Source organism: Actinocorallia aurantiaca, from assembly GCF_039533685.1.
GTDB lineage: Bacteria > Actinomycetota > Actinomycetes > Streptosporangiales > Streptosporangiaceae > Actinocorallia > Actinocorallia aurantiaca.
The window spans coordinates 150,294-172,202 of the sequence record NZ_BAAATZ010000032.1; the positions used below are offsets into that span (position 1 = coordinate 150,294).

Genomic DNA, 21,909 nt, shown 5'->3' on the forward strand with positions numbered 1-21,909 from the left:
GATGAACGGCATCGGGCGGCGCCCCTTGCGCTACGAGGGCCGCGCCCTGGGAGGGCCCGGCCGGTGGAGGGTCAGGACTGGGTGATCTTGACGTCGTCGATGCCGGCCTCGACGAGGCTGGCACCGGAGGCGTCGGCGGCTTCCACCTGGATGCGGACGGTCTGCCCGGCGAAGGCCGAGATGTCGACGTTGGACAGGGACCAGGCCCCGTTGCGGTTGGTCGCCGCGCCGGGGAGGTCCAGGACGGTCGTGGTGGTGGTGCCGACGACCTTCACGCGGAGGTGGTCGGCGGAGGAGGAGTTGCTGCCGTGGGCCAGGTAGCTCTGGAAGGAGAGCCGGAGCGTGCCGGTGCCCGGCAGGGTGACGGCGGGCGAACGGATGGTCGTCACGCCGCCGTCGACGTCGTGGTCTCCGGCGGCCGAGCCGGCCAGGGGGCCGGTGACCAGGTCGTTGCTGCCGCTGGTCGTGGTTCCCAGCTGCTTGGCGCCGCTGGAGGTGGTGGCGGCGGGGTCGCCGCGTTCCCAGGCGCCCGAGGTGGCGGTGTCGGTGCCGGCGGGATTGGCGGTCCAGCCCAGGCTGGTCTCGAACGTGTCCTGCCAGAGGGTGGTCGCGGGGGTGCCGCAGTACTGGGTCTCCTTGCCGATGATCCGGTACGGGCAGTCGGCGTACTCCATGAGCCGGAGGACGGCCTCCTTGTTGACGGACGTCTGCGGGACGATCTGCTCGTCGGGCGGGTAGAAGCCGCCGCCGGAGCCGTTCGCTCCCGGGTACATCTCGAACGTGTAGTTGAAGATCTTCTCCGAGCCCCACAGCCAGTCGTCGATCGAGCCGTCGGTGATGTAGAGGTCGGAGGCCTGCTCGGCCGTGTAGCCGTTGGTGGCCGCCATGTTCTGGCCGAGTGCGGCGTGCGCGTCCCGGTCGTCCTGGGTGAGCCCCGCCGCGGTGTCGGCCGTCGTGTAGCCGTACGGCCACAGGATGAGCTTGCTGTAGGTGTGGAAGTCGATGGCGGCCTTGATCTGCTGCACGCCTCCGACCCTGCGGCTGCGGACGAAGTCGGCGACCTTCTTCACCTCGGGCGCGGACTCCGCGGACGGCCCGCGGTAGGTGTCGCTGCCGGTGCTGGTGGACGAACCGCCGCAGCAGCCCCAGAGGTAGGCCCAGTTGCGGTTCAGGTCGGTGCCGATGTTGCTGCTGCCGGAGTTGGGCTGGCGGTTCTTGCGCCAGCTGCGGTAGGAGCCGGTCGCGATGTCGTACTCGCCGCCGTCCGGGTTGAGGTCGGGCAGCAGCCAGATCTCGCGGCTGTTGACCAGGTTGGTGATACGCGAGTCCGTCCCGTAGTTCTCCAGAAGCTGGTGGAGCGTGTACAGCGCCATCTCGACGGTCAGGTGCTCGCGCGCGTGCTGGTGATGGGTGAACATCACTTCGGGCTCGTTCTCGTCGGTCGCGACGTTGTCGCTGACCTTCAGCAGGATGATGTCACGCCCCTCGTAGGACGTGCCGACGCTCAGCTTCCGGACGATCGACGGATACGCCGCCACCAGCGAATTGATCTCCGCCGTCATCTCGGTGTAGTTGTGGTATTGCGAGTCGGCCGCCGGGAAGTCGAACGGCGTCACGCTTCCTTCGGGGCGTGGGCCTCCGGCGTCCTCTCCGGGCCCGGGCAGCGCGGTCACGGTGTATCCGAGCCGTTTGATGGCGGCGATCTCTTTCGTCGTGGCCGTCACGACCACGTGGTCGGAGAGCACCCCGTCGATCGCCGCACCCGTGCGCGCGATCTGCGTGCGCTGATCCGCCGTACGGGGACCCTGGACCTTGTATTGCCTTCCACCGTCGGGCGCGGCGGCGCCCGCCGTGGTGTTCCCGATCATCGCCGTGCTGATGATCAGCAGGACGAATGTGAGTACAGCGACAAATCTGCGTCTGGTCAACGCGAGTTCCTCCCGGGGGGTCTGGAGGCGATTTCGTCCTCAGGAGAAATTGTGAACTTGACTGTCGTCAATACATGAGTTTTTTTCGTGACCAGCTCCGGCCTCCACCCGGGCCCCGGGGACCCTTTTCATAAGCGGAGGCGACCGCCTACAGCGTCAGCTCGAACAGGCCGTGTTCCCCGAGCGTCGGGGCCCCTGCCGTCACCGCCGTCGCCCGCCGGCTCTCCGCCGTTTCCCCTCGTCCGAGGAGGTCGGCGGCCGGCGAGCGAACCGGTTCGCATAGGTTTCCTGAATCGAAGGAAACGCTCAGCCATGGAAACGGTGATGTGACTTGCCGGGCTCCCGTGCCCTCTCCCCCTCCGACCTCGCCACGACGGTCGTCTTCGCCGCGTTCATCGCGGTATTGGGGATCTTTCCGGGCATCAGCGCCGGTGGTGCCGGAGTGCCCGTCGTGCTGCAGAACGTCGGGCCGATCCTGGCGGCATGCCTGCTGGGCGCGCGCCGTGGAACCGCGGCCACCGCCCTTTTCCTGGCGCTGACCGCCATGGGGCTGCCCCTGCTTTCCGGAGGGCGCGGCGGGATCGCCCCGTTCCTCGGGCCCGGCGGCGGCTTCCTCCTGGGCTGGCTCCTGTCCGCGCTGGTCGCCGGGCTCGTCATCACACGCCTGAAGCGCACGAGCCCGCCGGCGCTGCTGCTGGCCGGCACCGCGGGAATGGCCGTCGACTACGCGGTCGGCGTGCCGTTCCTCGGCCTGTACACCGGAGACCTGTGGTCGGCGGCCGTGCAGTCCCTGGTCTACGTGCCAGGGGATGTGGTCAAGGTGGTGGGCGCGGCCGCGGTCGCCTCCACGGTTCACCGTGCCCTGCCGAACCGGCTGGCGGGCTCCGCCGCATGATCGAGTTCGACGGTGTCGGGCACCGGTACGGGGAGCGGGTCGTCCTCTCGGGAGTGGACCTCCGCATCCCGGAAAGACGTGTGGCCTTCGTGGGCTCCAACGGTTCGGGCAAGTCCACCCTGGCCCGCACGATCAACGGCCTGATCGTGCCGACGGCGGGCCGCGTGCTCGTCGACGGGCTCGATCCGGCCCGCGACGGCCGTGCCGTACGGCGGCGGGTCGGATTCGTGTTCTCCAATCCGGACAGCCAGATCGTGATGCCGACGGCGGGTGAGGACGTCGCGTTCTCCCTGCGCCGCAGCGGCATGTCCAGAAGGGAGCGAACGGAACGCTCCAACGAGATCCTGGCCGAGTACGGGCTGGGCGGGTTCGCCGACCATCCCGCCCATCTCCTCTCCGACGGCCAGAAACAGCTCCTCGCCCTCTGCTCGATGCTCGTCCTGGACCCGGCCGTCCTCGTCTGCGACGAGCCGACCACCCTGCTCGACCTGCGCAACAAGCGCCGGTTCGTGGAACTGCTCCACACCCTGGAACAGCAGATCGTCATGGTCACCCACGACCTCGACCTCCTCACCGGCTTCGACCGCGTCATCGTCCTCGACGCCGGGCACGTCGTCGCCGACGACTCCCCCGGACCCGCCCTGCGCCGCTACCGCGAGCTGGCCGGATGATCGGCGGCTGGTACGAGCCCGGCACCGGCCCGCTGCACCGCGCGCCCGCGGGTGCGAAGCTGCTCGTCCTGCTGGTCCTCGCCGCCGCGGTCTTCGTCCTGGACTCCCCCCACCTCCTCGGCGGGGTCTGCGCGGTGATCGCTCTCGGATACGCGTCGGCACGGGTCGCACCCCGCCGCTGCCTCCGCCTGGCCTGGACGCTCACGCCGCCCGTCGTCCTCATCTTCGTGATCCAGAGCCTCCTGCTGGGACCCGCTACCGCCCTGACCGTCTGCCTCCGCCTGGTGGCCGCGCTCACCGCCGCCGAACTCTTCACGATCACCACGCGAATCGACGACACCGTCTCCACCGTCGAGAACGCCCTGAAGCCGTTCCGGCGCTTCGGCGTCCGGCCGGACCGGGTGGGTCTCACGGTCGGCCTCACCCTCCAGGCGATCACCGCCCTCTCCAGGATCGCCGCCGAGGTGCGCAACGCGGCGATCGCCAGGAACGCGAAATTCTCCCCGAGGGCGTTCGTGGCGCCGTTCCTGATCCGCACCCTGCGCCACTCCGACGAACTGGGCCAGGCCCTGGCCGCGAGGGGCGACGGCGACCGGCCGTGACGCCCGAGACGCTCAGGAGATCGCGGAGATGAACTACAAGGAATCCAGTCCAGATGAGCCCGCGGTCGTGGTGCCGCCGCCCGTCCGGCCGGGGCGGCCGCGCAGCCACGACGTGCGCAACGCGGTCTCGGTGGCGAACCGGTTGTCGGGATCGGTGAGCTCCTCCTGGAGGATCTCCTCCAGCACGCGCATGCGGTAGCGGACGGTCTGCACGTGCACGCCCAGGTCCTCGCTCATCCGGCCGGCCGGGCCACGGGTGCGCAGCCAGGCCCGGAGGGTGTCGGCGAGCCATTGCCGCCGCTTCTCGCCCTCCCGCGTCAGGAAGGCGAGTCGACGCCGGGCTATCTCGTCCATCAACGGGCCGTCCGCCAGCAGCCAGGCGCTCACCAGGTGGTCCTCGCACGACGTCAGCGTGCCGTCGTCGAGGATCCCGTCGGCGACCAGCGCGAGCACCCGCCTGGCCCAGCGCAGGGAGTCCGCGGCGCGTGCGGGCGGCACCGTGAGGCCAGCCGCGGCCCGGCCGCCCGCCAGCGCCGCCTCGAGCATGCTCCTGCGCGGACCGGTCAGCGGACCGGGCACCAAAAGGTACGGCTCGGGGGCATGGAGGTCGAGCAGCAGGTCGGGGTCGAGCAGCGGGCGCACGACGGGCGCGTTCGCGGGAAGGGCGACCAGGGTCACCTGGTCCGGGGCCGCCCAGCCGGCGGCCGGGTGGAGCGCTGCCAGGGCGGCGCAGTCGGCGCCCCGGCGTCGCACCAGGTCGCGCAGCAGGAGCAGCCTCGCCGCGTCCCGTTTCGCGTCCTCCTCCCTTCTGACCTGCTCGTACCCTGCGCGGGACAGCTCAGCGGCGTCGTCCATGTACCCGAACAGGGCGTCGGCGAGCGCGGACACCGCCGCGGCCGACAACTCGCGTCCGGCCAGCAGATCCCAGATGCGGGACCAGCCGAGCTGCGCGCCGATCCGGTACGCGGACTGCAGCACCGCCAGCGGGCGCCCCTCCATCGCCTCGAGCGCGCCCAGCTTGCGGCAGAGCTCGTTGCGCTGGTCCAGCGGCTGCTCCGGGTCGGCGAGCCATGCGACGAAGCCGAGGACGTTGCGTTCCACTCCAGAACGGATCACCTCGTCGTACGGGCCGCCCCGCGGCCGGTCGTAGTCGGGGATGGCGGCGCGGATGCCGTCGACGATCTCGCCGACGAGCTCGGGCGCGAACCCGATCAGGTCGGGGAGAAGGTCGGAGAACGGTCTCTGCGCGCCCATCGTCCCTCCGCGAAGAAGGGCCTTCTGGCAAACCTTCCGCGGGCTTCCAGAAAAGCTCTACATCGTGTGATTCAGGCCACGTTGACGTTAGATCACGGATCCTTTCCCGGCAATACCTGAAATTTCAACGGTCAGGAGACCAGCCGCCGGCCGCCCGGGCCGGACGCCGCGCGCCCGCGGTCGCGCAGCCGCAGGGCGCGCAGCGCCGCCTCCAGCCCGAACCGCGCCTCGGGGTCGTCCATCTGGTCGCCGATCCGCTCCCTGATCTGGTGCAGCCGGTAGCGCACCGTCTGCGGGTGGACGTGCAGCCGCCGGCCCACTTCCGCCGCGGTGCTCCAGCTCTCCAGCCACACCCGCAGCGTCTCGACGAGCACGGCCCGCTTGGCCGCGGGCAGGCTCATCAGGCCGCCCAGCCGCCGCTCGACGATCTCGTCCAGCAGGGCCGGGTCGGAGGCCAGCCAGAGGTCGAGCAGGTGGTCCTCGCCGAGCAGCACGGGCGATCCGTCGATCATCCCGTCCTCCGCGAGCGCCAGCACCCGGCGGGCCCACCGCAGCGAGTCGGGTATCCGCTCCGGCGGCACCGTCAGCCCGACCGACAACCGGGTCCCGGCCAGCGCGGATTCCAGCGCCGCCCGCCGGTCGCCGTCGAAGGGGCCGGGGAACAGCAGCCACGGCTCGGCGCCGTCGAGATCGAGGAGCACGTCTCCGGTCCCCGCGGCGCGCGGCCGTCCGGCACCGGGTCGTACGGCGACGGGCGTGGCCGCGGCCGGCAGGGGCCAGCCGGCCCGGTCGGCCAGCTCGGCGACGCCGCCGGAATCCCCTCCCCCTTCGGCCAGCCTGTGCAGCAGGCGCCGCCGCAGCCGCGCCGGTTCCTCCCGCGGCCGGCTGCCCGCCTCCAGGTACCCCTGGACGACCGGGTCGATGAGCTCGTCCATGTACGCCATGTGGCGCTCGGCGAGCTCGGCGAGCACATCGCCGGAGAACCGGTGACGGGTGCACACCTCGGCGATGCGGTGCCAGGACGTGCGGAAGGCGATGCGGATCGCGGTGTGCAGGGAGTCCAGGCTCCGGCCGCTGTTCAGCTCCTTGCGCCCGAGTGCGCGGAGCAGCCCGATGAGCCTGTCCTGGGGGACCGCCGGATCGGCGACGCGGGTGACGAAGCCGGTGAGCGCCTCGTTCACGATGTCCGATATCGCGGGCGGGTCGGGATCGGCGATCGCGTAGTCGGGAACGGACGCGTTGATCTCGGCATAGATCGCTTCCGCGAGTCCGGGCAGTCCCGCCCGCAATGCCTCCGCGAGCTGCTGAGACGTCGGCCTCCCGCGTTCTCGCCGCACGCTGCGTCCTCTCTCCCGGCCGGTCGGCGGCCGTCCGGCGAGCCGCGGACGGGTGGCCCGAGGGGCCGCCGCCCCTTCGGCGAGACCGAATTCCGGTCCTCCTGAAAATGCACGAATCCGTTGCACCGGAAGGATTCCGACGACCTCCCCGAAGGAAGGGCGACCGCGATGCCGATCATATTCAGCGCCCCCGCTCCGGAAAAGGCCCGGAACCCGGATCATCACGGGCGATATGAAACCGGCACGGTTTTTACTCATCTGTTGACAGACTTCCACCGGAATCCGGCAGGCATCCGTCCGGCTCTTGTCGCACCCGAAACCCACACCTAGTCTCACTTATAAGTAACCGGTTACTGCCTCGATGAGCCGACCCCTACCCGCCCTGTAACGGGTCGCTCACCATCCCACCCCAAGTGAAAGGCCCCTCCATGCGCAAGTTCGCCGCAGCGGCCACGGTCGTCGGCGCGGGAGCCCTCGCTCTCGCCTTCAGCACACCCGCCCTCGCCCTGTCGTGGACGGTGACGAACGGCGGTGCGGTCACCGCCGTCAACTCCGGCCCCATCACCTTCCAGGACGTCACCGCCGGCATCACGGCCGGCTGCACCACCGGCAGCGGCGCGGGCAACGTGCCGAACGGCAGCAACACCCCGGTGGGAACGCTCAGCTCCCTCTCGCTGAGCGGCTGCGCCAGCACCTCGCCCGCCATCAGCTTCACCCTGACGGTGAACACCGCAGGCAGCGCCATCAACGTCACCGGCCCCACCGTCGGCGGCGTCACGCCGGGCAACATCAGCGGGCTCACCGTCACCGCGAAGGCCTTCGGCGGCCTGTGCACCCTCACCGCCGGCGGCGGCACGCTCAACGGCAGCTACACCAACAGCACCGGCGCGCTCACGACCACCGGCGCGACCGGTGTGACGGTCACCAGCGTGAACGCGGGCTGCCTGGGGATCGTCAAGAAGGGCGACGTCGCGTCCCTGTCCGGCACCTTCATCGTCAAGAACAGCGGCGGCACCCACCCGCAGATCATCGCGAGCTGATCCGCCGAGACCGCACCCGAAAGCAGGGCCGCACGCCGTTCACGGCCGTGCGGCCCTGCCTCGCCGGTTCCACTCGTTCGCCGCTGAACGCGGCCGGATCCACAGGCCTCCGATGTCAGGCCCGGACCGGGGCCTTGGGCGTGACGTCGCCGACGGTCCGGCCGGTCGCGAGGTTCTCCTCGACCTCCTTCTGCCAGAACTCCCGGGCGAGGACGGTGTCGACCTCGAACTCGAACCGGTCGGTCATCTCCGGGGTGACGTCCTCGACGTCCACGTAGAACTGCTCGTACCAGCGGCGGAGCTGGTAGACCGGACCGTCCTCCTCGCACAGCAGCGGGTTGTCGATCCTGGCCTTGTTCCTCCAGATCTCCACGTCCTGCAGGAAGCCCGTCTCCACGCCCGAGGCGAAGGCGAGCGCGAACTGCTCGGCGTCCTGGTCGCTCATACCGTCGATCTTCTTGACCATCACGCCCCACTGGAGCATGAAACTGGTCGGCGACACCGGATAGTGGCAGTTGATGAGGACGGTCTCGATCGTGTACCCGTCCCCGATCGTCCTCATCGGATTGATCATGTAGGACGGGCCGTAGTAGGCGGCCTCGGACTCGTTGCGGGTCTCCCCTTCCCCGTAGCTCATCCCCAGGTCCACGTCGGGCCGGGACTGTCCGTTCATGTACTGCCAGGCGACATGGCCGTCGAAGACGTTCTTGAAGTACGTCGGGAACGAGTAGTGGATGTAGAAGAAGTGCGCCATGTCCACGACGTTGTCCACGATCTCCCGGCAGTGCGATCCCTCGATCAGCATCCGGTTCCACGTGAACGACGTCCACTCCGGTGAACCGAACTGCTCGATGCGGGGAATCGTCACCTCCGGCGGCGGCGTGGCGCCCTGCGGGTCGTGCCAGACGAACAGCTGGCCGTTGCGCTCCAGCACCGGCCACGACTTCGTCCGGGCCCGGGGAGGAACCCTGCGCGCGTACGGGATCTTCGCGCACCGGCCGTTGCCGGCCCAGCGCCAGTCATGGAACGGGCAGGCGATCGCGTCGCCCTTCACCTCGCCCTGAGTGAGGTCCCCGCCCATGTGCGGGCAGTAGCCGTTCAGGACGTTCAACCTGCCGCCGCTGTCGGCGAACACCACCAGCCTGGTGCCGAACGCCTCCACCGCATGCGGCTCTCCGTCGTTGAAGTGCTCGATCAGGCCGAGGCAGTGCCACCCCCGCGCGTAACGCGCGGGAGGCGCAGCCGCCTCGATCAAACGGACCTCGGTGCCTTCTTCGGTGCGGGACGCGTTCACGCGAACTCCTCTGGTGGGGGTGGGAATCCCTGCCGGCCCTCCGACACTCGAGAGTCATCATGCCTCCGGAGGGGCGAACGCGGCCAGAGTCCCGGACGGCGTCCTCGTCCCGTCGACGCGTGCGCGCGGACCGGCCGTCCCCCTCCGGAGCAGGGCGCCGGTCAGGCGCGCACGACGACGTGCCCGGCGGCGGTGAGCGCGGCCGTCGCCGCCTCCGCGTCGGTGACCAGGAAGTGGTCGGTGTCGTAGGTGGCCACGACGAAGACGCTGAGCCCGGCCGCCGCGAGCGGGACCGCCACGGACGCGGCCACGCCGGGCTCGTCCAGCGCGAACGGCCCTTCGAGCCGCAGGCACCGCCACTCCTCGGCGGGCCGAAGACGCTCCGGGACGGCCGGGACCGGGCAGATCACCGACAGTTCCGCGGCGGTCCTGGTGACCGAGGCGAACGGGACGGGCGCGGCCAGCGCCCAGGCCGGGACGGGCTCGCCGGGCGCGAACCGGAGCACGGCGTAGTCCTCCGGCAGGAGGGTGAGGGTGCGTACGGTCGCCGCGGGTGCGCGCATCGGATCTCCTTCCAGGTCTTGCGGGGAGGCTCGGCGGATCAGTCGCCGGTCGCGCCGTCGATCTGTTCGCGCAGGATATCGGCGTGGCCGTTGTGCCGCGCGGTCTCCTCGATCATGTGCAGGAGGATCCAGCGCAGGTTCACCCGGCCGCGCAGGTTCTCCGGCACCGAGGCGTCCAGCGACGGCTGGGCGGCGACGATGCCGCGGGCGCGTTCGCACTGCTCCAGGTAGGCGCCGACGATGTCCTCGGCCGTCTCGTGCGGCTCGACGCGGAACCCGGCCTCGGGGTCCTCCGGGGTGGCGTACAGCGGCGGCTCGTCCAGACCGAGGAACTCCAGGCAGAACCAGCCGTGCTCGGTCTCGGCGAGATGCTTGACCAGGCCGAGCAGGCTGGTGCCGGACGGGACCATGGGCGAGCGCAGTTGCTCCTCCGACAGGCCGTCCAGCTTCCACAGGAGCGTGGCGCGGTGGAAATCGAGCCACTGCGTCAGCGCCTCCCGTTCGCCGGTGGTGCCTCCGGGGTCCGCGCGCTTGGCCGGTGAGACGAACATCGTTTCCTTTCCGTGGGTCGAGGATGACAGCCTGCTACACCCCGACGGGCGGTGTCCGGGGTTCGGGCGAGACGACTCGCGGGAGCGGGCCGAAGCGGGCGTCCACCCAGTCGTCGTCGTAGAGGGTGTCGAGGTAGCGGTCGCCGAGGTCGGGCGCGATCGCGACGGCGGTCGCGCCCGGCGGCATCGACGGCGCGAGCCGGGCGACGGCGGCCAGGACCGAGCCGGTGGAGCCGCCCGCCGCGACGCCGTGGCGGGCGGCGAGCAGCCGGCACATCCGGACGGCCTCGGGCTCGGGCACCAGGACGAGGTCGTCGACCAGCTCCGGGCGCACCAGCTCGGGCCGGCGGCTGGTGCCGAGGCCCGGGATGTGGCGGTGGCCCGGCGGACGGCCGAACGTGACCGAGCCTTCGGCGTCCACGGCGACGATCCGGGTGCGCGGCGAGTGCGTCCGCAGGTGCTCGGCGCAGCCCATGAGGGTGCCGGTGGTTCCGGCGCCGACGAACAGGTAGTCCAGGTCCGGGAACTCGCGGACGATCGACGCCGCCGTCCGGTCGTGGTGGGCGCGGGGGCCGGCGGGGTTGGCGTACTGGTTCGGCCAGTACAGGCCCGGGTCGGTGAGGAGCCGGTCCCGGATGAGGTCCAGCCGGGTCTGGAGGTAGCCGCCGGCCGCGTCGCGCTCGGCCACGACGACGACCTCCGCGCCGAAGGCCCGCATGAGCGCGACGCTCTGCCGCGGCGTGTTCGGGTCGGCGACGCAGGTGAAGGAGTAGCCGCGCACGGCGCTCACCGAGCTGAGCGCGATGCCGAGGTTGCCGGAGGAGGACTCGATGATCCGGGCGCCCGGGGCCAGGAGGCCCCGGTGCTCGGCGTCGTCGAGGAGCGCGACGGCGGTCTTGAGCTTGATCGACCCGGCGGCGTTGAAACCTTCGATCTTCAGCGCCAGGTCGACGCCGGGCACCAGCCCGGACAGGTCGAGGAACACGTCGTCGAGGACCATCTCGCTGACTCGCCGGAAGATCACGGTTCAGCCTTCCCGCACGGCCAGGAGATCCCTGGCCTCCTCGTCGCTGAGCGCCTGGACCCGCAGGTAGACCTCGGCGATGGCGGCGACGTCCAGGGACGCCTCCCGGCCCGCCGCGCCGACGGCCTCGGCCTGCGCGGCGACGGTCGTCTCCTCGAACATCACCCGCAGCGGCAGCTCGACGCCGAGGTTCTCGCGCAGCGCGGACGCGACCCGGGTGGCGAGCAGCGAGTTGCCGCCGAGGTCGAAGAAGTCGTCCCGCGCGCCGATCCGGTCGACGCGCAGCGCGTCCTCCCACAGGCCGGCGACGATCCGCTCCAGCGGCGTGCCGGGCTCGACGTAGGCGGTCGCGAGGACGGGGCGGGCGCCGTCCGGCTCGGGCAGGGCGGCCAGGTCGACCTTGCCGTTGGCCGACAGCGGCAGCGCGGGCAGCGCGGTGAGGCTCTCGGGCACCATCGCGTCGGGCAGCGTGCGGCGCAGGAAGGCGCGCAGCTCGGTGACGGTGAGCCCGGTCCCGGTGTGGTAGGCGGCGAGCGCGCCGTCGCGGTGCACGACGACGGCGGAGCCGATGTCCGGGTGCGCGCGCAGCGCCGCGGCGACCTCGCCGAGTTCGACGCGGAAGCCGCGCACCTTGACCTGGTGGTCGAGCCGGCCGAGCCATTCGACTTCGCCGCCGGGGGCGAAGCGGGCCAGGTCGCCGGTCCGGTAGAGGCGGGCGCCGGCGGGGACGCCGCCGGTCCCGGCGCGCGGGTGCGGGACGAACCGCTCGGCGGTGAGCGCGGGACGGCCGAGGTAGCCGCGCGCGACGCCCGCTCCCCCGACGCACAGCTCGCCCGGGATCCCGACGGGCTGCGGCCGATCGTGCCGGTCGAGGACGTACAGGCCGGTGTTGTCGCACGCGGCGCCGATGAGCACGCGGGCCGTGCCGGGCGCGCAGTCGGCGCCGGAGGCGTACACGGTCGCCTCGGTCGGGCCGTAGAGGTTGGCGAGCGCCGTCCCGGTGAACAGGCGGTGGAAGCGGTGGACGTGCTCGACCGGCAGGGCCTCGCCGGCGCAGAAGACGTACCGCAGGCCCGCGACGGCCGATGCCAGCGCCGGGTCCTTCTCCAGGACGTCGAGGAAGGGCCCGAACATCGACGGGACGAAGTTCACGGCGGTGACGCCGTGCCGGGCCACCGCCTCGGCGAGCGCGCGCGGGTCCCGTTCGGCTCCTTCGGGCAGCAGAGCGACCCGGGCCCCGGCCTCCGCCCACCAGAACAGCTCGGGCACCGACACGTCGAAGGAGGTCGGCGTCTTCAGCAGCACCACGTCGTCGGGCCCCAGGGGGTAGCGGCGCTGGTGCCAGGCGAGCAGGTCGGCGGCCGAGCGGTGCTCGACCATGACGCCCTTGGGCCGCCCGGTCGAGCCCGAGGTGTAGATGACATAGGCGAGGTCGGACGGCGTGCCGGGTCCGCCGGGCGGGTCGGCCGGGTCGGACGCGTCGGCGGGCAGGTCGTCGAGCAGCAGGACGGGCGCGCCGGACGGCAACTCGGCCGCGATCCGGCTCTGGCTGAGCACGACGGCGGGCCGGGCGTCGGCCAGCATGAGCGCGATCCGCTCGGCCGGGTAGGAGGTGTTGACAGGCACGTACGCGCCGCCCGCCTTGAGCACGGCGAGGATCGCGACCATGAGATCGGGGCCGCGTTCGGCGTGGACGGCGACGGGCGTCTCGCGGTCGACGCCGCGCGACCTCAGGACGGCGGCGAGCGCCCCGGCCCGGCGGTCGTACTCGGCGCAGGTGAGCGAGCCGCCGTCCCAGACGAGCGCGGGCGCGTCCGGGGTGAGCGCGGCGCGGCGGGCGACGACCTCCTCCAGCCTGACGTCCGCCGCCGGGATGGAGGCTCCCGTGCCGACCGCCTCGGCGGCCTCGGCCTCGGTCATGCAGGTCAGCTCCGACAGGCGGGTGCCCGGTGCAGCGACGGCGGCGGCGAGCAGCGTCGCGAGGTGGCCCCACCAGCGCCGGACGGTCTCGGCGTCGAAGAGGTCGGAGGCGAACTCCAGGAAGCCGGTGAACCGGTCGCCGTCCGGGCGCAGCTGGACGCTCAGGTCGCATTGCGCCCCGCCGCGGTCGACGCCGATCCGCTCGGCGACCAGCCCGGTGAGGCCGTCGGCGGGCTCGGGCCCGCCGTGCACGGTGAGCAGCACCTGGACCAGCGGGTTGCGCGACAGGTCGCGGCGCGGCGCGAGGTCCTCCACGAGCAGGTCGAACGGCAGGTCACGATGGTCGAGCGCGCCGAGCACGGCGTCCCTGGACCGGTCGACCAGGTCGGCGAAGGACGGGTCGCCGCCGAGCCGGACGCGCAGCGGGAGCGTGTTGATGAAGCAGCCGATGAGCCCTTCGGTCTGCGCGTCGCGGCTGCCGTCGGCGGTGCCGGTCACGATGTCGTCGGAGCCGGTGAAGCGGCCGAGGAGCGCGCTCCAGGCGGCGAGCAGCACCATGAACGGCGAGGCGCCGAGCTCGCGGGCCAGCGCGGTGACGCCGGCGGTGGTGGCGGGGTCGAGCGCGATGTCGACCTGGCCGCCGGCGTGGCTCTGCAGGGCCGGGCGCAGCCGGTCGAGCGGCAGGTCCAAAGCCCCGGGCGCGTCGGCGAGCGCGGCGCGCCAGTAGGTCAGCAGCTCCTCGGCGCGCTCGCCGGTGAGGTTTTCGCGCTCCCAGATGGCGTAGTCGACGTACTGGAGCGGCGGTTCGGGCAGGTCGGGCCGCCCGCCCGCCGTCAGGGCGCCGTAGGCGGCCGACAGTTCGCCGCACAGGACGCCCATCGACCAGCCGTCGGAGACCAGGTGGTGCAGGACGATCGTCAGCGCGTGGTCGTCGGGCGCGAGGCGGAAGAGGGTGGCGCGCAGCAGCGGCCCGGTGTCCAGGGCGAAGCCGAGCGCGGCCTCGGCGGCCAGGAGCCCGGCGAGGCCGGCCTCGCCGCCGGGCACGTCGCGGACCTCGACCGGGACGGGCCCGGCGGGCAGCACCCGCTGCACGACCTGCCCGTCGATCTGCCGGAAGACGGTGCGCAGCGCCTCGTGCCGCTCGACGACCAGGGCGAGCGCCCCGGCCAGGGCGGCGCGGTCGAGCGGGCCGCGCAGCCTCAGCATGACGGGCACGTGGTAGGCCGATGTGCCGGGCGCGAGCTGTTCGACGATCCACAGGCGCTCCTGCGCGAACGACGTCGGGAAGATCGCGGAGATCTCGGGGTCCATCTTTCTCCTCCTTCTAGGACTGCGGGCGCCGGTCCAGCCGGCGAACGGCCTCGGGGAGGCGCGCGGCGCCCGCTCCCACGAGATAGCGGCTGCGGTCGGCGCGGGCGATGGCCGGAGCAGCGGTGGCGCCGGCGTCCTTCGCGCGGTCGACCAGGTCGGCGATGCGCTCCACGGTCGGGTCGGTGAACAGCGCGTGCAACGGGACCGCGACGGCGAAGCGGTCCTTGATCCGGGACGCCAGGCGGGTCATGAGCAGGGAGTGCCAGCCGAGCGCGAACAGGTCGTCGTCGCGGCCGACGGAGGGCAGCGCGACCATCTCGGCGACGAGGCGGGCGATCTCGTGCTCGGTGGCGGTGACGGGCGCGGCTCCGCCGTCCGGGCGGGAGGAGGGCAGGGCCCGCCGGTCGACCTTGCCGTTGACGGTCACGGGGACCGCCTCGATCGGGACGAACGCGGCGGGCACCATGGGTTCGGGGAGGCGGGCGCGCAGGTACGCGCGCAGTTCGGCGGCGGTGAACGGCTCGCGCGCGACGGCGAAGGCGACGAGGCGCTGCGCGCCGTCCGGCCCGGTCTCGGGCAGGACGACGGCGTCGGTGATCTTCGGGTGGCCGGTGAGCGCGGCCGTGACCTCGCCCGGCTCGATCCGCAGGCCGCGCACCTGGACCTGGTCGTCGAGGCGGCCGAGGTAGTCCAGCGCGCCGTCGGGCCGCCAGCGGGCGAGGTCGCCGGTGCGGTAGACGCGGCGGCCGGGCAGCGCCGGGTGCGGGGTGAAGCGGGCGGCGGTCAGGTCGGGCCGGCCGAGGTAGCCCCGGGCCAGCGGGGTTCCGCCGACGCAGATCTCGCCTTCGTCGGCGGGCCTTCCCGCGGCGTCCAGCAGGGTGATCTCCGAGCCGCGCAGGGGGCGGCCGATCGGGATCTCCCCGGCGGGGTCGTCGATGCGGCCGAGCGTGGCGACGACGGCGGTCTCGGTGAGCCCGTACATGTTGGTGAGCGCGACGCCGGGGTCTCCGTGCGCGCGCCAGGCGGCCAGGTGCGACGGCTCGAGCTTCTCGCCGCCGAACACCAGGTGGCGCAACGGGAGACCCGTCAGCAGACCGGGTGCGGCGAGCGTCATCTCGCGGAAGACCGCGGGCGTCTGGTTCAGCACGGTGACGCGCTCGCGGCGCAGGAGGCCCCAGAAGTCCTCCGCGGGCAGCGCGGAGCCCTCCGGCACGACGACGAGGGTGCCGCCGTGGACGAGGCAGCCCCACATCTCCCAGACCGTGTAGTCGAAGGCGAAGGAGTGGAACAGCGTCCAGACGTCGTCGGGGCCGAAGCCGAAGTCCGGCGCGGTCGCGGCGAAGAGGTTGGCCAGGGCCTCGTGCCCGACCGGCACGCCCTTGGGCCGTCCGCTGGAGCCCGAGGTGAAGATCACGTAGGCAAGGCGGCCGAGGTCGGCTTCGGGGAACGGCGGGTGCGGCGGGCGCTCGGAGGCGTCCAGGACGTGGAGTCCGGTCTCGTCGAGCAGGTAGCGCGGCGCGGCGTCGGCGAGCACCATGCCCCGCCGCTCCCCGGGGTGGGCCGGGTCGAGCGGCAGGTAGGCGGCGCCGGACTTCAGGACGGCGATCGCCGCGGCCACGAGGCCGGTCGAGCGCGGCATCGACAGCGCGACGAGGTCGCCGGGGCCCGCGCCCGCGGCGCGCAGGCCGGCGGCCAGCCGTTCGGCCCGCTCGTCCAGCTCGCGGTAGGTGACGCGTTCTTCCCCGCAGACCAGCGCGACCGCCTCTGGACGGGCCGTGACCTGCGCGGCGAACCGCTCGTGCACGCAGCTCAACGGGAGGTCGGGCGTGCCGCCGGAGACCGAGACCGGTGCCGCCGGGCGCATCCGCGGGAGGTCGGCGAGCCGACCGGACGGGTCGGCGACGATCGCGGAGAGCAGCGCCTTCAGGTGTTCGGCGGCCGCGCGCACCGGTCCCTCCGCGAAGAGGTCTGCGTCGTACTGGAGCCGTCCGGCCAGTCCGTCGGCGAGTTCGGCCATGGTGAGCACGAGGTCGAACTGCGCGCCGCCGGACGGCAGCGCCAGCGTCTCGACGGCGAGGCCGCCGACGGTCGCGGCGGCGCCGGCCCGGTTCAGCGCGAGCGCCGCGAGCGCCTCGCCGTGCTCGCCGCCCGGCCGTTGCCAGGCCAGCACGGCCTGGACCAGCGGCGAGCGGGCCGGGTCGCGGACGGGCCGGAGCCGTTCGACGACCCGTGAGAACGGCACCGCGGCGTGCGCGAGCGCGGCCCGGCCCTCGGCGTGCGCGGCGGTGACGAGCGCGGCGGCGGTCGGCGCGGCGGCCAGGCCGGCGCGCAGCGCGACGACGTTGACGAACAGGCCGACGGTGCCGGTGTGCGCGGCGGACTCCCGGCCGTGCGCGGGAGACCCGACGAGCAGGTCGTCCTGCCCGCTCCACTGGCCGAGCAGCGCCTGGTAGGCGGCCATGACGACGCTGTAGGGCGTCGTGCCGAGCGTGCGGGCCAGGTCCCTGATCCCGGCCGAGAGGCCGGGGCCGAGCGCGAAGCCGATCTCGGCCGTGCGCATGAGGCGCGTCGCGGGCCGCGCGGCGGGTAGCGCGAGCAGCGTGGGCGCGCCGGCGAGCCGGTCCTCCAGGGCCCGCCACTCCTCGGGCGACGGCTCGGCGAGCGCGTCGACGTGCGCGGAGTAGGCGCCGGGCTCGGGCAGGTCGGGCTCGGCGCCGGAGAGCAGCGCCGGGTAGAGCGCGTCGAGTTCGCGCAGCAGCACCTCCAGCGACCACAGGTCGGTGACGAGGTGGTCGACGGCCAGGACGAGGCGGTGCTCCTCCGGGCCTGCGGAGAACAGCGCGGCGCGCAGCAGCGGCCCGTGCTCCAGATCGAACGGCTCGTGCGCGAACGCCGCGGTCTCCGCGTCGAGCCGCTCGGGCGTCCAGCCGGCGGCGTCTCGGGTCTCGAAGCGCGGCGCGAGCCGGACGTGGACGCGGCCGACGGGCGTGCCGTCGCCGAACGGGAAGGTGGTGCGCAGGGCCTCGTGCCGGTCGGAGAGCCGGTCGAGCGCCCGGTTCAGCACCGCGGCGTCGACCCGGCCGGTGATCCGCAGCGCCATCGCCAGCAGGTGGGCCGGGCTGTCGGGCACGAGGTGGTGCTGGAGCCAGAACGACGCCTGGCCGGGCGGGCACGGCAGGTCGAACGGCGGGACGCGGCCGGGGATCGGCAGGTCGGGCGCCTTCTGCACCTGGAGCGCTATCACCTCGACGAGGTCGCCGCCGGTCATGGCCAGCACCTCGTCGGCGGGGACCTCGACGCCGAGCCGGGCGGCGATGCGGTGCCGGAGCGTGATCGCGGCGATGGAGTCCAGACCGAGTTCGACGAGGGGCGCCTCGAGGTCGATCCGCCCGGGCCGTAGCCGGGCGAGGTCGGCCAGTTCCTCGCGCACCGCCTCGCCCGCCGCGATGATCCGTGCGACGGACCCGCTCGGCAGCGTCTCGCGGACGGGACGGCCGGGCCGGGCGGCGGGCGGTTCCGGTTCGGCGGGAAGGGCGTCGTCGGCGAGGATCTCCAGCGAACCGTCCAGGTAGGCGGCCTTGCAGGCGTGCCGCTGCACCTTGCCGCTGGAGGTCTTGCGCAGCGCGCCCGGCCGGATGACCGCCACCCGGTGGGGGCGCACCTCGTGCGCGGTGGTGACGGCCGCGGCGACGGCGCGGGCGAGCGCGGCCAGATCGCCGTCCCGGTCGCGCGGGCCGACCTCGGCGACGACGACGAGCTCCTCCGCGCCGTCCAGGGTGACCGGGAACGCCGCGCAGCCGCCGGGCCTGACCCGCGGGTCGGCGGTCTCGGCGGTGCGCTCGACGTCCTGCGGGTAGTGGTTGCGGCCCCGGACGATGACGAGGTCCTTGTGCCGTCCGGTGACGTACAGCTCGCCCTCGCCGAGGTAGCCGAGATCTCCGGTGCGCAGGAACGTCGCCGGGTCGGCCGGGTCGGCAAGGCGTGCCCGGAACAGCTCCTCGGAGACCTCCGGCCGGTTCCAGTAGCCCTGGCCGACGGCGGGCCCCGACACCCAGATCTCACCGGTCCCTCCCGGCTCGACCAGGGTCCGGGAGGCCGGGTCGACGATCTCCAGGCGGACGCCGGACGGCGTCGTGCCCGAGGAGACCCGGCCGTGCCCGTCGCGCAGGACGCCGCTGCCGACGCGCCGGGCCGAGGCGAGCAGCGTGGCCTCGGCGAGGCCGTAGCAGGGGGTCATCGCCGAGGCGCGGAAACCGGTGTCGGCGAACGCGCGGGAGAACCGCTCCAGGGTGTCGGCGCGGATCGGCTCGGCGCCGTTGAAGGCCAGCTCCCAGCTGGACAGGTCCAGGCCCGCGCGCTCCTCCGGGGTGATCCGGTCGACGCACAGGTCGAAGGCGAAGTTCGGGCCGCCGCTGGCGGTGGCGCGGGTGTCGCTGATCGTCCGCAGCCACCGCGCCGGGTCGCGCACGAACGACACCGGCGACATGAGCGTGGAGGTGCCTCCGCAGTACAGGACCTGGAGGATCGAGCCGATCAGGCCCATGTCGTGGTACATCGGCAGCCACGACACCGCGCGGGTGCGCTCGGAGGTGCCGAACATCTCCTGGATCATCGCGGAGTTGGCGAGCAGGTCGGCGTGGGTCAGCACGACCCCGCGCGGCCGGCCGGTGGAGCCGGAGGTGTACTGGAGGAACGCCACCGTGTCCGGGCCGGAGTCCGGCCGGGTCCAGGCGTCGGCCGACGCGGGGTCGAGCAGGTCGGTGGCGACCGGAACCCGGCCGCCGACCAGGGTGCCCTCCGGGAGCCGGTCCCGGATGTGGGCGGTGGTGAGAGCGCAGGCGGGCGTCGCGTCCTCCACGATCGCCAGGACCCGCTCGACCGACCGGTGCCGGCGGGTCGGCGGGTAGGCGGGCACGGCGATCGCGCCGGCGTAGAGGCAGCCGAAGAACGCCACGAGGTAGTCCAGGCCCGACGGGTACCAGAGCATCACGCGCTCACCCGCCAGGCCCTCGCGTTGCAGGTGCGCGGCGACCGTCCGGGCGCCCCGGTCGAACTCGGCGTTGGTCAGGCCGACGGCCTCGTCCTCGTCGTCGGCGAGGAAGGTGAAGGCGGTCGCGTCCGGTCTGCGCCGGGCCGCCTCCTCCAGTACCCCGATCCAGGTGTCCGCGCTCCGCATCGTCCTCATGCCTCTCGTTCGGGTGGCTCTGCTGCGTGCCGCCGGCCGTCAGATCACGGCGCGGCCGTGCGGGCCGAACCTGCGGCCCTCGGTCTTGCGGAGGTCGGCCGTGACGTTGATCCGCCGCAGCCACCTGTCCGTGCCGTCGTACCGGGCCTTGAACGGGCGCCGGCCGTGCACCGCACGGAGGTTGTCGATGATGAGCATCTCGCCGGGCCCCAGGACGACGTCGCGGATGCGCTCGTCGAACTGGCCGATGACCTCGCCGAGGGAGTGCTCGGCCTGCGGGTCGCCGAGGTCGCGTTCCATGAAGGCCGGGTCGAGGCGGACGAACGGCGCCTGCGGGTCTCCGGACAGGATCGGCACCCGCACCGGGTCGCTGTTCATCCGCCGCACCCGCGCGAACGCCTCCTCGACGACCTCCGCGTCGTTGTCGTAGCCGGTGGTGTCGGCGTTGAACTCGGCGGTGTGCGACTCGTCGGGCTTGATGACGTACCGGTCCTGGAACAGCAGCTCCCGGGTCTCCGGCTTCAGCTCCAGGTCCTGGAGCGGGGCGAACATGGTCGGCACCCGGTCGTGGTTCCGCATCCCGAGCAGCATGATCCAGTCGGCGCGGTACGGGTGGAAGGCGTCCTCGTTGTGCCACTCCAGCAGCACGGTCGAGCTGGACCCGAGCTGGGAGTCCTCGTGCCCGTCCACGGGGAAGACGTCGAGGATCATGCGGCCGCGCTGCTGGGTGAGGTAGGAGAACGGGTCGCCGAGCAGCGAGCCGATCATCAGCAGCACGCAGCCGGCCCGGTCGACCTCCCGGCCGCGCGGCTCGTCGGTGTAGTCGGTCGGGGTCGGGCCCACGCCGCCCTCGTCGACGGGGAGGCCGGAGATCACGAAGCCGCCGTAGGGCCGGCCGGAGACGCGGAAGCCGGCGAGCACCGAGCGCAGCCGCTCGGGCAGCTCGTGCGCGCGCACCTCCAGCCGTTCCACCCGCAGCTCCAGCGGGGTGTCGGGATCCTCGTCGAGGACCTCGTCGACGAGGACGGCGATCGCGGCGGCCTCCTCCTCGGTCAGCCGGATGCGGGGCGCGCCGTCATCGTCGTCCGGCGAAGAGGATGACAGGACGGCCGTTGTCATCTGACCCACTCGGTACCTCCTTGGTCACGGCGGCCACAAGCCCGCCTCTGGCGTCTGGATGGTCCAAGCCTGCGGCGGCCCGGGCCGGGGCGACAGTCGGGAACATCCCTGACAGCAGCGGGCGCGCCCCGGGCGGCGGACCCGGCCTAGCCTCGGCCCCATCGGCTGGAAGGAGAGGTCATGTCAGCGCTCATAGGAGCCCGCTTCAACGGGCCCGCGGCCAGCGCCAACGGCGGCTACGCGTGCGGTGTCTTCGCCGGGCTCGTCCAGGGCCCGGCCGCGGTCACGCTGCACGTCCCGCCGCCGCTCGGCGTGCCGCTGGAGGTGGAGCGAGGCGCGCGTCGCACACATGTGCTGCACTGCGGCGAACCGGTCGCGACGGTGGCCGCGGCGGCGGACCTCGGGCCGGTCGTGCCCGCGGTCGGCGCGCGTGCCGCCGAGGCCGCGCACGCGGGCTTCGCGGGTCGTGCGTTCCATCCGTTCCCCTCCTGTTTCGTGTGCGGTCTCGACCGCGCCGACGGGCTGAACCTGACGCCCGGCCCGGTGCCGGACGCGCCGGGCACGGTGGCGTGCGTGTGGCGGCCGGACTCGTCGGTCGCCGGGCCGGACGGCATGGTCCGCCCGGAGGTGGTGTGGGCCGCCCTGGACTGTCCGGGCGGGTGGACGGGCGATCCCGCCCGGCAGGCGCGGGTGCTCGGCCGGATGGCCGCGCGGATCGGTGCGCGGCCGTCGGCCGGCGACGTCTGTGTGCTGGTCGCCCGGTCCGAGCCCGTGCGGGGCAGGACCGTGACGAGCCACACCGCGCTGTACCGGGACGGCGCGCTGCTGGCGTCGGCGACGGCGATCTGGATCGCCGTCCGCTCCGGCGACGTGCTGCCGGACGGTGCGGTCCCGGCTACGGCGCCAGCGTGACCGGCGCCCCGGCCCGCCCGACGAGCAGGGCGATCTGGGTGCGCGAGCCGATGCCGAGCTTCTTGAAGATGCGGGCCAGGTAGGTCTCGACGGTCTTCGGGCTGAGGTCGAGGGCGGTGGCGATCTGCTGGTTGGTCCTGCCCTCCCCGACCAGGTCCGCGATCTGCATCTCGCGCCTGCTCAGGGTGTGCTGGACGCCGCCGGTCCGCGGCAGCCGCGGCACCGGCCGCTCGGCGGGCGCGACCCCGCCGGCGTCGATCCGGGCCGCGATCGCCTCGACGGTGGCCTCGCCGCCGAACAGCG

At 73.1% G+C, this 21,909-nt stretch carries 16 protein-coding genes; 5 read left to right on the forward strand and 11 right to left on the reverse strand.

Translation table 11 applies throughout. The annotated features are described in order from the left end of the window. Positions 1-71: 71 nt before the first annotated feature. Positions 72-1,928, reverse strand: coding sequence for a M14 family metallopeptidase (locus ABD327_RS31750; RefSeq protein ID WP_344456124.1), 1,857 nt, complete (start codon positions 1,926-1,928; stop codon positions 72-74). Positions 1,929-2,259: 331 nt separating this feature from the next. Between ABD327_RS31750 and ABD327_RS31755 the strand changes: the two genes are divergently transcribed. Genes ABD327_RS31755 through ABD327_RS31765 form a run of 3 tightly spaced genes read left to right on the forward strand, consistent with a single transcriptional unit; the run spans position 2,260 to position 4,096 of the window. Beyond that, on the forward strand, positions 2,260-2,823 hold the full coding sequence (locus ABD327_RS31755; RefSeq protein ID WP_344456127.1) for a biotin transporter BioY: 564 nt from the start codon (positions 2,260-2,262) through the stop codon (positions 2,821-2,823). After that, on the forward strand, positions 2,820-3,494 hold the full coding sequence (locus tag ABD327_RS31760) for an energy-coupling factor ABC transporter ATP-binding protein (RefSeq protein WP_344456129.1): 675 nt from the start codon (positions 2,820-2,822) through the stop codon (positions 3,492-3,494). Before ABD327_RS31755 ends, ABD327_RS31760 begins: the two co-directional genes overlap by 4 nt. Beyond that, positions 3,491-4,096, forward strand: coding sequence for an energy-coupling factor transporter transmembrane component T family protein (locus ABD327_RS31765; RefSeq protein ID WP_344456132.1), 606 nt, complete (start codon positions 3,491-3,493; stop codon positions 4,094-4,096). Before ABD327_RS31760 ends, ABD327_RS31765 begins: the two co-directional genes overlap by 4 nt. A gap of 33 nt (positions 4,097-4,129) precedes the next feature. Here the strand turns inward: ABD327_RS31765 and ABD327_RS31770 are convergent, their stop codons facing one another. Both ABD327_RS31770 and ABD327_RS31775 read right to left on the reverse strand, forming a co-directional pair. Continuing rightward, a complete protein-coding gene (locus ABD327_RS31770) occupies positions 4,130-5,350 on the reverse strand; it encodes a PucR-like N-terminal domain-containing protein (protein ID WP_344456134.1) in 1,221 nt (406 codons plus the stop codon). A gap of 131 nt (positions 5,351-5,481) precedes the next feature. Next, positions 5,482-6,687 (reverse strand): PucR-like N-terminal domain-containing protein, encoded by a 1,206-nt coding sequence (locus tag ABD327_RS31775; protein WP_344456137.1) that lies wholly within the window; start codon positions 6,685-6,687, stop codon positions 5,482-5,484. A 428-nt stretch (positions 6,688-7,115) separates the two neighbouring features. Here ABD327_RS31775 and ABD327_RS31780 point away from each other — a divergent pair, with 428 nt between their 5' ends. Next, positions 7,116-7,727, forward strand: coding sequence for a hypothetical protein (locus ABD327_RS31780; RefSeq protein ID WP_344456140.1), 612 nt, complete (start codon positions 7,116-7,118; stop codon positions 7,725-7,727). Between the two features lie 115 nt (positions 7,728-7,842). Here ABD327_RS31780 and ABD327_RS31785 read toward each other — a convergent pair whose 3' ends face one another. From ABD327_RS31785 to gntD, 7 genes are all read right to left on the reverse strand, one after another. Beyond that, entirely contained in the window at positions 7,843-9,021 is a 1,179-nt protein-coding gene (locus ABD327_RS31785; protein WP_344456142.1) for a 3-ketosteroid-9-alpha-monooxygenase, oxygenase component, read from the reverse strand. A gap of 161 nt (positions 9,022-9,182) precedes the next feature. Further along, positions 9,183-9,584, reverse strand: a complete 402-nt coding sequence (locus tag ABD327_RS31790) for an ACT domain-containing protein (RefSeq protein ID WP_344456144.1) — start codon at positions 9,582-9,584, stop codon at positions 9,183-9,185. A gap of 38 nt (positions 9,585-9,622) precedes the next feature. Further along, on the reverse strand, positions 9,623-10,135 hold the full coding sequence (locus ABD327_RS31795) for a DinB family protein (RefSeq protein ID WP_344456146.1): 513 nt from the start codon (positions 10,133-10,135) through the stop codon (positions 9,623-9,625). Positions 10,136-10,169: 34 nt separating this feature from the next. Further along, complete coding sequence (gene sbnA / locus ABD327_RS31800; protein ID WP_344456148.1) at positions 10,170-11,159, reverse strand: 2,3-diaminopropionate biosynthesis protein SbnA; 990 nt, start codon at positions 11,157-11,159, stop codon at positions 10,170-10,172. Between the two features lie 3 nt (positions 11,160-11,162). Continuing rightward, a complete protein-coding gene (locus ABD327_RS31805; RefSeq protein WP_344456151.1) occupies positions 11,163-14,390 on the reverse strand; it encodes a non-ribosomal peptide synthetase in 3,228 nt (1,075 codons plus the stop codon). Between the two features lie 13 nt (positions 14,391-14,403). Then, positions 14,404-19,575, reverse strand: coding sequence for an amino acid adenylation domain-containing protein (locus ABD327_RS31810; RefSeq protein WP_344456154.1), 5,172 nt, complete (start codon positions 19,573-19,575; stop codon positions 14,404-14,406). Between the two features lie 39 nt (positions 19,576-19,614). Next, complete coding sequence (gntD, locus tag ABD327_RS31815) at positions 19,615-20,694, reverse strand: guanitoxin biosynthesis L-enduracididine beta-hydroxylase GntD (RefSeq protein WP_344456229.1); 1,080 nt, start codon at positions 20,692-20,694, stop codon at positions 19,615-19,617. Positions 20,695-20,874: 180 nt separating this feature from the next. Here gntD and ABD327_RS31820 point away from each other — a divergent pair, with 180 nt between their 5' ends. Beyond that, a complete protein-coding gene (locus ABD327_RS31820) occupies positions 20,875-21,606 on the forward strand; it encodes a hypothetical protein (RefSeq protein ID WP_344456156.1) in 732 nt (243 codons plus the stop codon). Here the strand turns inward: ABD327_RS31820 and ABD327_RS31825 are convergent. After that, a partial coding sequence (locus ABD327_RS31825) for a response regulator transcription factor (RefSeq protein WP_344456158.1) occupies positions 21,590-21,909 on the reverse strand: 320 nt, incomplete at its 5' end. The two genes, ABD327_RS31820 and ABD327_RS31825, sit on opposite strands and share 17 nt — an antisense overlap.

What these genes read in the sequence shown, in the direction of transcription:
- ABD327_RS31805 (WP_344456151.1), bottom strand. Translation starts at nt 14,390, where the DNA reads ATGGACCCCGAGATCTCCGCGATCTTCCCGACGTCGTTCGCGCAGGAG.
- ABD327_RS31770 (WP_344456134.1), bottom strand. Translation starts at nt 5,350, where the DNA reads ATGGGCGCGCAGAGACCGTTCTCCGACCTTCTCCCCGACCTGATCGGG.
- ABD327_RS31780 (WP_344456140.1), top strand. Translation starts at nt 7,116, where the DNA reads ATGCGCAAGTTCGCCGCAGCGGCCACGGTCGTCGGCGCGGGAGCCCTC.
- gntD (WP_344456229.1), bottom strand. Translation starts at nt 20,694, where the DNA reads ATGACAACGGCCGTCCTGTCATCCTCTTCGCCGGACGACGATGACGGC.
- ABD327_RS31765 (WP_344456132.1), top strand. Translation starts at nt 3,491, where the DNA reads ATGATCGGCGGCTGGTACGAGCCCGGCACCGGCCCGCTGCACCGCGCG.
- ABD327_RS31760 (WP_344456129.1), top strand. Translation starts at nt 2,820, where the DNA reads ATGATCGAGTTCGACGGTGTCGGGCACCGGTACGGGGAGCGGGTCGTC.
- ABD327_RS31810 (WP_344456154.1), bottom strand. Translation starts at nt 19,575, where the DNA reads ATGAGGACGATGCGGAGCGCGGACACCTGGATCGGGGTACTGGAGGAG.
- ABD327_RS31820 (WP_344456156.1), top strand. Translation starts at nt 20,875, where the DNA reads ATGTCAGCGCTCATAGGAGCCCGCTTCAACGGGCCCGCGGCCAGCGCC.
- ABD327_RS31790 (WP_344456144.1), bottom strand. Translation starts at nt 9,584, where the DNA reads ATGCGCGCACCCGCGGCGACCGTACGCACCCTCACCCTCCTGCCGGAG.
- ABD327_RS31795 (WP_344456146.1), bottom strand. Translation starts at nt 10,135, where the DNA reads ATGTTCGTCTCACCGGCCAAGCGCGCGGACCCCGGAGGCACCACCGGC.